This window comes from Lysobacter avium (assembly GCF_015209745.1).
GTDB lineage: Bacteria > Pseudomonadota > Gammaproteobacteria > Xanthomonadales > Xanthomonadaceae > Novilysobacter > Novilysobacter avium.
The window spans coordinates 591,463-600,810 of record NZ_CP063657.1; the positions used below are offsets into that span (position 1 = coordinate 591,463).

The window sequence follows — 9,348 nt, forward strand, 5'->3', positions numbered from 1 at the left end:
CGCATGGCGCACGGGGCCGGGTTGCAGGCGGTCAGCTGCGGCTGGCGCGCTTGCGGTCGGTTTCGGTCAGGTGCTTCTTGCGCAGGCGGATCTCCTTCGGCGTCACCTCGACCAGCTCGTCGTCCTCGATGAAGTCCAGCGCCTGCTCCAGGCTGAACTTGATCGCCGGGGTCAGCTTGATCGCGTCATCCTTGCCCGAGGCGCGCATGTTGGTCAGCGGCTTGGTCTTGATCGGGTTGACGGTGAGGTCATTGTCCTTGGAATGGATGCCGATCAGCTGGCCTTCGTAGACGTTGTCACCCTCGGCGGCGAACAGCTTGCCACGCTCTTCCAGCGGCCCCAGCGAATACGCGGGGGTGGCGCCGGCCGAGTTGGAGATCATCACGCCATTGGGGCGCTTGGCGATCGCGCCGACCTCGCGCGGACCGTAATGGTCGAACACGTGGAACAGCAGGCCGGTGCCCTGGGTCAGGGTCTTGAACTCGTTCTGGAAGCCGATCAGGCCGCGTGCGGGGATCATGTAATCCAGACGCACGCGTCCCTTGCCGTCGGACTCCATGTTCTTCAGCTGGCCCTTGCGGATGCCCAGCTTCTCCATCACGCCGCCCTGGTGCTGCTCCTCGATGTCGACAACCAACTGCTCCACGGGCTCCATCATCTGGCCGTCGATTTCCTTGACGATCACTTCCGGACGCGACACGGCCAGCTCGAATCCTTCGCGGCGCATGGTCTCAATGAGTACCGACAAATGCAATTCGCCGCGGCCGGACACCAGGAACTTGTCCGGGTCCGAACCTTCCTCGACCTTGAGGGCGACGTTGTGCAACGTCTCGCGCTCCAGGCGCTCGCGGATCTGGCGGCTGGTGATGAACTTGCCGCCGCTGAAGTCCTTGCGCCCGGCGAAAGGCGAGTTGTTGACCTGGAAGGTCATCGAGATGGTGGGCTCGTCCACGGTCAACGGAGGCAGGGCCTCGGGCGCGTCCACCGAGCAAAGGGTGTCGGAGATGCCCAGGTCCTGCACGCCGGAGATGGCGATGATGTCGCCGGCTTCCGCCTCTTCCACCTCGACCCGCTCCAGGCCCATGAAGCCCAGCACCTGCAACACCTTGGCCTGGCGCTTCTTGCCTTCGCGGTCGATCACGGTGACCGGCATGTTCGTGCGCACCTTGCCGCGCTGGATGCGGCCGACGCCGATCAGGCCGACGAAGCTGTTGTAGTCCAGCTGGCTGATGCGCATCTGGAACGGACCGTCGGGGTCCACCGCCGGCGGCGGCACGTGCTTCATGATCGCCTCGTACAGCGCGGTCATGTCGCCGTCGCGCACGGTGTCTTCCAGGCCGGCATAGCCGTGCAGCGCGGAGGTGTAGACGATCGGGAAGTCGAGCTGCTCGTTGGTCGCGCCGAGCTTGTCGAACAGGTCGAACACCTGGTCGATCACCCAGTCCGGACGCGCGCCGGGACGGTCGATCTTGTTGATCACCACGATCGGCTTGAAGCCCATCGCGAACGCCTTCTGGGTGACGAAGCGCGTCTGCGGCATCGGCCCGTCCATCGCGTCCACCAGGATCAGCACCGAGTCGACCATAGAGAGCACGCGCTCGACCTCGCCACCGAAGTCGGCGTGTCCCGGGGTGTCGACGATGTTGATCCGGTTGCCCTGCCAGGTGATGGCGGTATTCTTGGCAAGGATCGTGATGCCGCGTTCCTTTTCCTGGTCATTGCTGTCCATCACCCGCTCGGCCAGCACAGTGCGGTCGGAGAACGTGCCGGACTGCTTCAGCAGGCAATCAACGAGGGTGGTCTTGCCGTGGTCGACGTGGGCGACGATGGCGATATTGCGTAGGCGTTCGATGGACATGGGGTAGAGCGGCGCGTAGGCAGCTTTCAGAAGGAAGTCCGCCAGTATATATGCCTGCGTGTTCTGCGCGGTAACCGAGGTGCGGTGGGTTAAACTTGGGGGTCTGGCGTACGCACAAGCGCCCCCTTGAGAAAACCGGAGTCACGACATGAGCCTGATCGCCAATTTCGATACCGAGCGCGGACCGATCCGCATTGAGCTGGCCGCCGACAAGGCGCCGCTGACGGTCGCCAACTTCGTCAACCTGGCCCAGCGCGGTTTCTACGACGGACTGAATTTCCATCGCGTCCTGGCCGATTTCATGGTCCAGGGCGGATGCCCGCAGGGCACCGGCACCGGCGGTCCCGGCTACCGCTTCGAGGATGAGACCGGCAACGGCCTGGCCCACGAGCGTGGCGTCCTGTCGATGGCCAATGCGGGCCCGGGCACGAACGGCAGCCAGTTCTTCATCACCCACGTGCCGTGCTCGTGGCTGGATGGCAAGCACACGGTGTTCGGCAAGGTGATCGAGGGCCAGGAGATCGTCGACAGCGTCAAGCAGGGCGACAAGATCAAGTCGGTCAAGATCGAAGGCGACGCCGACGCGGCACTGGCGGCCAAGGCCGACCGCGTTGCCGAGTGGAACAAGACCCTCGACGCCGCGCATGGCAGCTGATCGGGTGCGATCATTTCCGGCGCGCCGCCGCGCGCCGTGAGACCCGCTTGCGATACAAGACCTTGAAACGCCTGGTCGCTTCGAAGCAACCCGCGCCGGCGCCTCATGCCCGGCCTGGTTGCGGGCGCCCACCTCACGACTCCTTAATTCTTTGAGAGTGTTGCGATGCCCCAATTTGCCCAGCGCATCGGTCGGGCCCGGCCCAGCGCGATCATGCAGGTCGCTGAAAAAGCCAAACGGCTGAAGGCCGAAGGCCGCGACATCATCAACTTCTCGATCGGCGTGCCCAACTTCCTGCCCGGCGACCACATCTATGCCGCGGCGCGCGAGGCGCTCGCCCACGACAGCGGCCAGTACGGCAGTAACCGCGGGTCCGATGCGCTGCTGAAGGCCTTCCTCGCGCACCTGGAAAAAATCGGCCTGAGCGGTTACACCGCCGCCAATCTGGCCAGCGGGATTGGCGCCAAGCAGGTGATCTACAACCTGGCCGAGGCGCTGCTTGATGAGGGCGACACGATCGCCTTCGCCGTGCCGTACTGGACCAGCTACCGCGACATCGCGGCCATCGTCAACGCGAAGGTCGATCTGCTGCCGTGTCCCGCCGCCCAGGACTACAAGCTGACCCCGCAGCAGCTTGAGGCCGCGCTGGAGAAGAAGCCGCGGGTGTTCCTGTTCAACAACCCGTCCAATCCCACCGGCATGGTCTACGGCAGGGACGAGATCGCCGCGCTGGCCGACGTGCTGGTGCGCTATCCCGATACCTGGATCATCACCGACGACATCTACCACGCGATGGTGTTCGACGAGCTGGGCTACCACAACTTCGCCCACGCCCGGCCGGAACTGCGTGACCGGCTGATCTTTGTCGACTCGTTGTCCAAGACCTACGGCATGCCCGGCTGGCGCGTGGGCTTGATGGCTGGGCCGGAATCAGTGGCCAAGGCGATTGCCACGCTCAATTCCAACCACATCACCAGCATTCCCGAGGTCGTCCAGGCTGCAGCGGTGGCCGCGCTGGAAGGCCCGCAGGATGTACCGGCCGCCAAGCGGCGCGAATTCCAGGCCAAGCGCGACCAGGTCATGGTCGTGATGGACGCGATCCCCGGCGTGGTCTGCCCACGGCCGCAGGGTGCGTTCTATGCGTTCCCCGATGTGAGCGCCGCATTCGGTCGGCTGCACGGGCCTAGCGGTCTGGCAATCGATGACGACCTGACGTTTTGTGGCGCCTTGCTGGAGACCAAGGGCGTGGCCTGCGTACCCGGTTCGGCCTTCGGTGAGCCGCGTGCCGTGCGCATCAGCTACACCTGCCCGACACCGCAGCTGGCTCCCGGGCTGCAACGCTTTGCCGAGTTTTTCGCCGAACTGAACTGAGCCGTCGCTTCCGATCTCCCACCCCCACTGTTTCAGGAGCCCCCATGAAGAATCCCGTTCGCGTTGCCGTTACCGGCGCTGCCGGCCAGATCGGTTACTCCCTGCTGTTCCGCATCGCCTCCGGCGAGATGCTCGGCAAGGACCAGCCGGTGATCCTGCAGATGCTCGAGCTGCCGATGGAGAAAGCCCAGGCCGCGCTCAAGGGCGTGATGATGGAGCTGGAAGATTGCGCGTTTCCGCTGCTGGCCGGCATGGTCGGTACCGATGACGCCGAAGTCGCCTTCAAGGATGCCGACTTCGCCCTGCTGGTTGGCGCGCGCCCGCGTGGCCCGGGCATGGAGCGCAAGGACCTGCTGCTGGAGAACGCGAAGATCTTCACCGCCCAGGGCGCGGCGCTGAACAAGGTCGCCAGCCGCGATGTCAAGGTGCTGGTGGTGGGCAACCCGGCCAACACGAATGCCTACATCGCCATGAAGTCCGCGCCAGACCTCAACCCGGCCAACTTCACCGCGATGCTGCGCCTGGACCACAACCGCGCGCTGTCGCAGCTCGCCAACAAGGCCGGCGTGCCGGTCGGCGACATCGAGAAGCTGGTCGTGTGGGGCAACCACAGCCCGACCATGTACCCCGACTACCGCTTCGCCACCGTCAACGGCGAGTCGCTGAAAGACAGGATCAACGACGCCGACTGGAACGCCAACACCTTCATTCCGCAGGTCGGCAAGCGGGGCGCAGCGATCATCGAGGCGCGCGGCCTGTCCTCGGCGGCCTCGGCGGCCAATGCCGCGATCGACCACATGCGTGACTGGGTGCTGGGCAGCAACGGCAAGTGGGTGACCATGGGCGTCCCCTCCGACGGCAGCTACGGCATCCCCGAGGGCATCATCTACGGCGTGCCGGTGACCACCGAAAACGGCAAGTACACGCGCGTGGAAGGCCTGGAAGTCGACGACTTCAGTCGCGCCGCGATGGACAAGACCCTGGCCGAACTGGAAGAAGAGCGCGCCGGGGTTGCGCACCTGCTGGGCTGAGCACGCCGGATAGAGGTTCCGACGGGCAGCTTCGGCTGCCCTGTTGCGTTCAGGGCCGGCCAGCGCCGTGGCTCGGCTAGAATGGTGATCTGTGCCGCGCCGTCTCCGGCGCCGCTTGACAACGCCATTCACGCACGCCGTCCGACGTCCACCGCGCCGCCAGGACACGGTCTGGACCATCACCACTGGAGCCAAGATGAGCGACACACCCGTAACCACGCCCAAGCCAAAAAAATCCGTTGCGCTCAGCGGCACTCCCGCGGGCAACACCGCGCTCTGCACCGTGGGCCTCAGCGGCAATGACCTGCACTACCGTGGTTACGACATCCACGATCTCGCGACGAAATCGAGTTTCGAAGAGGTCGCACACCTGCTCGTGCACGGCGTGCTGCCCACGCGCGAGCAGTTGGCGGCGTACAAAACCAAGTTGCGTCGCCTGCGCGGTCTGCCGGCGCTGGTGACCGAAGTGCTTGAGCTGGTGCCGGCCAACGCCCATCCGATGGACGTGCTGCGCACCGGTTGCTCGATGCTGGGCACGGTGTTGCCCGAACGGGACACGCATCCGGCATCGGAGGCGCGCGACATCGCTGATCGCCTGATCGCCAGCTTCGGCTCGATGCTGTTGTACTGGTGGCACTTCACCCGCAACGGCCGCCGGATCGATGTCGAAACCGAAGACGACAGCGTCGCCGCGCATTTTCTCCACCTGCTGCACGGTGAGCCGGCCAGCGCGCTGCATGCCGACGCGCTGGACAAATCGCTGGTGCTGTACGCCGAGCACGAGTTCAACGCCTCCACTTTCGCCGGACGCGTGATCGCCGGCACGGGGTCGGATCTGTACTCGTGCCTGACGGGCGCCATCGGCGCGCTGCGCGGGCCCAAACACGGTGGCGCCAACGAAGTCGCCATGGACATCATCAGCCGCTACAGCAGCGCCGACGAGGCTGAGGCCGACATCCGTGGGCGCATGGAGCGCAAGGAAATCGTCATCGGATTCGGCCACCCGGTGTACACCGTCGGGGACCCGCGCAATCCGATCATCAAGGAGATCAGCCGCTCCCTGTGCGAGGACGGTGGCAACCAGGTGCTGTTCGACGTCTCCGAGCGCATCGAGAACCTGATGATGGACACCAAGAAGATGTTCCCCAACCTCGACTGGTACAGCGCGTCGGCGTACCACATGATGGGTATCCCGACCGCGATGTTCACCCCGCTGTTCGTGATCGCGCGGACGACGGGCTGGAGCGCCCACGTGATCGAGCAGCGCGAGGACGGCAAGATCATCCGTCCCAGTGCGACCTACGTCGGCCCCGATGACCGTGACTACGTGGAGCTGGACAAGCGCTGAGCGTTAACAAAGGCCGCGGCGCGGCTCCCAGCAAGCAAAAAGGCCACGCATCTGCGTGGCCTTTTTTGTGCAACGACGTCTGGTCACCCCCCGAGGTCGGTCATCGTCGTGCCGATGACTGGCCCAATTGCCTGCGCGGCCGCTGACGGTGCGCTCAGGTGCCGACCGGAAGACTCGAAGGAGCGAGGTTCTGCACCTTCAGGAAGGTGTGGTCGCCGATGGTCGCAACCCTATACGCGTTGCGCCAGTTGGGGCTTGCGATCGACAGCGCGGCGAAATGGCTGGCGCCGGGCACGATCTCGAGGCGCTCACCGGCAGGCAGCTCCCAGTTGCGCTGCGCTTCCAGCGCGATTGTTACCGATTCGGCCCACGCCTCGGTGTTGCTCAGGCGCGTATTGGGCGAGACGATCGTTGGTGCGAACTGCTTGCGCGCGGTGACCACGTCGCAGACGCTGTCGCCCCACAAGCCGCTGTCGCGGCGACGCAGCGCGACCTCGGCCACTGCTTGCTGTCCCTGCACCGACTGGTTGCGTGCTTCCAGGTACAAGGTGGTGCTCAGGCAAAGCGAGTCTGCACTTTGCGGGGATAGAACCGAGGCCAACCACAGGATCCAGGCCAGTTTCATGACGAACTCCTTGCTCCGTTGCGCCGGCAACGTTGATCGCACTCCGAAGAGCACGGTCGATTGCCGACATGGCGTACTGGGGAGGCGGCGGCTCTATGGCGCGCTTGGCCCCTTCACCTTGTCCCGCAGACGGCGGGAAGGTGGATGTCACCAAAGGGGGTGACTGGGAAAGTTGCGGCACGGTAGCGACCGGAATATAAATGTAACGTGAACAGGGCGCCGCATTCAGGTTCGTGTGGACACGGCTTGTACCGCTCCGATTCTGCGAGCCCTTGCTCCGTCACGGTTTCACGACAAGCTGAACAAAAGTCTGAATTTGAGGTCGGGAAACCCCTGTTCAGGTTTTGCCGGGCGATGCATCAGAGTGCAGCGGCCACTCGACAGCCTTGATCGATGGCCCGTTTTGCATCCAGCTCGGACGCCAGCTCCGCGCCGCCGATGACGTGGATCGTTCCAATGTGATCGCCCAGTTGGTCTGCCAACGGCTTGAAGGAAAGCTGGCCGGCGCAGATCACCACGTGATCCACGGGCAACAACTGCACTGCGCCATCGATCCGCACGTGCAGGCCCGCATCGTCGACGCGCAGATACTCCACGCCGCTGATCATCGTCACCTGCTTGTGCTTCAGGGTGGCCCGGTGGATCCAGCCCGTGGTCTTGCCCAGCCGCGCGCCCAGTTTGCCTTCGCTACGCTGGAGCAGCCACAGCGCGCGCGCCGGGGCTTCGGCCGCCGCCGGCACCAGGCCGCCGCGATTTTCGGTGTAGTCCAGGTCCACTCCCCATTCCCGGCGCCAGCGCGCGGGTTCCAGCGTCGGCGATCCGCCGGCCTGGACGAGAAATTCGGCAACGTCGAATCCGATCCCGCCGGCGCCGATGATGGCCACGCGGGCGCCGACTTCGACATTCCCCTGCAGGACATCCGCGTAACCGACCACGCTGGGATGGTCCGCGCCGGGGAATTCCACCTCGCGCGCGACCACGCCTGTGGCAAGCACCACATGGTCGAACCCGCCCAGATCCGCCTTCGTGGCGCGCGACCCCAGCCGCAGCTCGACGCCGGTCAGCTCGATCTGGCGCTGGAAGTAGCGCAGGGTCTCGTGGAATTCCTCCTTGCCGGGTATCCGCTTGGCCAGGTTGAACTGGCCGCCGATCCGGCTGGCGGCTTCGAACAGCGTGACCCGGTGGCCGCGTTGGGCGGCAATGGTCGCGCAGGCCAGTCCCGCCGGCCCGGCGCCGACGACCGCGATGCGCTGCGGCGATGCGGTCTGGGTGTAGCGCAGTTCGGTTTCGGCGCACGCGCGCGGGTTGACCAGGCAACTGGCGCGCTTGTTGGCGAATACGTGGTCCAGGCAGGCCTGGTTGCAGGCGATGCAGGTGTTGATCTCGTCACTGCGCCGCGTGCGCGCCTTGACGACCCACTGTGGATCGGCCAGCAGGGGACGCGCCATCGACACCATGTCGGCCTCGCCGCTGGCAAGGATGCGTTCGGCGGTCTCGGGCATGTTGATCCGGTTGGTGGCAATCACCGGCACGCCGACGACCGGCCGCAGGCGCGCGGTGATGCCGCTGAAGGCGCCGCGAGGGACCGACGTGGCGATCGTCGGCACCCGCGATTCGTGCCAGCCGATGCCGGTGTTGATCAGGGTCGCGCCGGCGGCCTCCACCGCACGCGCCTGGGCCAAGACCTCTTCCCAGCTGAGCGCGTCATCGACGAGGTCGATCATCGAGAGGCGGTAGATCAAAATGAAGTCCGGCCCGCACGCCTCGCGGATGCGCCGAACGATCTGCACCGCGAAGCGCATGCGCTGATCGGCGCCGCCGCCAAAAGCGTCCTTGCGGCGATTGGTCCGCGGCGCGGTGAACTGGTTCAGCAGGTAGCCCTCCGATCCCATCACCTCCACGCCGTCATAGCCGGCATCGCGGGCGAGCTGGGCGGTCCGCACGAACGCCGCGATCTGGCGCTCCACCCCGCGTGTCGACAACGCGCGCGGGGTGAACGGATTGATCGGCGACTTGATCCGGCTGGGAGCGACCTGCAGCGGGTGATAGCCGTAGCGCCCGGCGTGCAGGATCTGCAGGCAGATGCGGCCATCGTGGCTGTGGACGGCATCGGTGACCTGGCGATGCTTGCGCACCTCCCATGAGCGGCTCAGCTTGCCGCCGAAGGGCTTCAGCCAGCCGCTGATATTGGGCGCGAAGCCGCCGGTCACCATCAGCCCCACGCCTGCTTCCGCGCGCTCGGCGAAGTAGGCCGCCAGCCTGGGGAAGTCCGCCGCCCGGTCTTCCAGGCCCGTGTGCATCGAGCCCATCAGCACCCGGTTGGGCAGGCGGCAGAACCCCAGGTCCAACGGAGAAAACAGATGCGGATACAGCGGGTGCGGGTCGGCCATGGAGAGTACGCGAGCGTATGGATGAATCACGATGCCGCCATTTCCGCGACCGGGCAAGTCGTCGCGCCGC

7 protein-coding genes are annotated in these 9,348 nt (G+C 65.5%); 4 read left to right on the forward strand and 3 right to left on the reverse strand.

Going from position 1 to position 9,348, the window contains the following annotated elements; translation table 11 throughout:
- Nucleotides 1-31 precede the first annotated feature (31 nt).
- Nucleotides 32-1,858, reverse strand: a complete 1,827-nt coding sequence (typA, locus tag INQ42_RS02700) for a translational GTPase TypA (RefSeq protein ID WP_194035026.1) — start codon at nucleotides 1,856-1,858, stop codon at nucleotides 32-34.
- Nucleotides 1,859-2,006: 148 nt separating this feature from the next.
- Between typA and INQ42_RS02705 the strand changes: the two genes are divergently transcribed.
- The 4 genes from INQ42_RS02705 (at nucleotide 2,007) to prpC (ending at nucleotide 6,263) form a co-directional block, all read left to right on the forward strand.
- Nucleotides 2,007-2,513: a peptidylprolyl isomerase gene (locus tag INQ42_RS02705; protein ID WP_194035027.1), complete on the forward strand. Its 507-nt coding sequence runs from the start codon at nucleotides 2,007-2,009 to the stop codon at nucleotides 2,511-2,513.
- Between the two features lie 165 nt (nucleotides 2,514-2,678).
- Complete coding sequence (locus INQ42_RS02710; RefSeq protein ID WP_194035028.1) at nucleotides 2,679-3,884, forward strand: aminotransferase class I/II-fold pyridoxal phosphate-dependent enzyme; 1,206 nt, start codon at nucleotides 2,679-2,681, stop codon at nucleotides 3,882-3,884.
- A 44-nt stretch (nucleotides 3,885-3,928) separates the two neighbouring features.
- The gene (locus INQ42_RS02715) at nucleotides 3,929-4,915 is read left to right on the forward strand and encodes a malate dehydrogenase (protein WP_194035029.1); all 987 of its coding nucleotides are present in this window, start codon (nucleotides 3,929-3,931) and stop codon (nucleotides 4,913-4,915) included.
- Between the two features lie 196 nt (nucleotides 4,916-5,111).
- Nucleotides 5,112-6,263 (forward strand): bifunctional 2-methylcitrate synthase/citrate synthase, encoded by a 1,152-nt coding sequence (prpC, locus tag INQ42_RS02720; protein ID WP_194035030.1) that lies wholly within the window; start codon nucleotides 5,112-5,114, stop codon nucleotides 6,261-6,263.
- Between the two features lie 154 nt (nucleotides 6,264-6,417).
- On the opposite strand, the gene INQ42_RS02725 is transcribed toward prpC, so the two are convergent.
- Both INQ42_RS02725 and INQ42_RS02730 read right to left on the reverse strand, forming a co-directional pair.
- Nucleotides 6,418-6,888, reverse strand: a complete 471-nt coding sequence (locus tag INQ42_RS02725) for a cell wall hydrolase (protein WP_193985979.1) — start codon at nucleotides 6,886-6,888, stop codon at nucleotides 6,418-6,420.
- Between the two features lie 359 nt (nucleotides 6,889-7,247).
- The gene (locus INQ42_RS02730; protein WP_194035031.1) at nucleotides 7,248-9,278 is read right to left on the reverse strand and encodes an NADPH-dependent 2,4-dienoyl-CoA reductase; all 2,031 of its coding nucleotides are present in this window, start codon (nucleotides 9,276-9,278) and stop codon (nucleotides 7,248-7,250) included.
- Nucleotides 9,279-9,348: the final 70 nt, after the last annotated feature.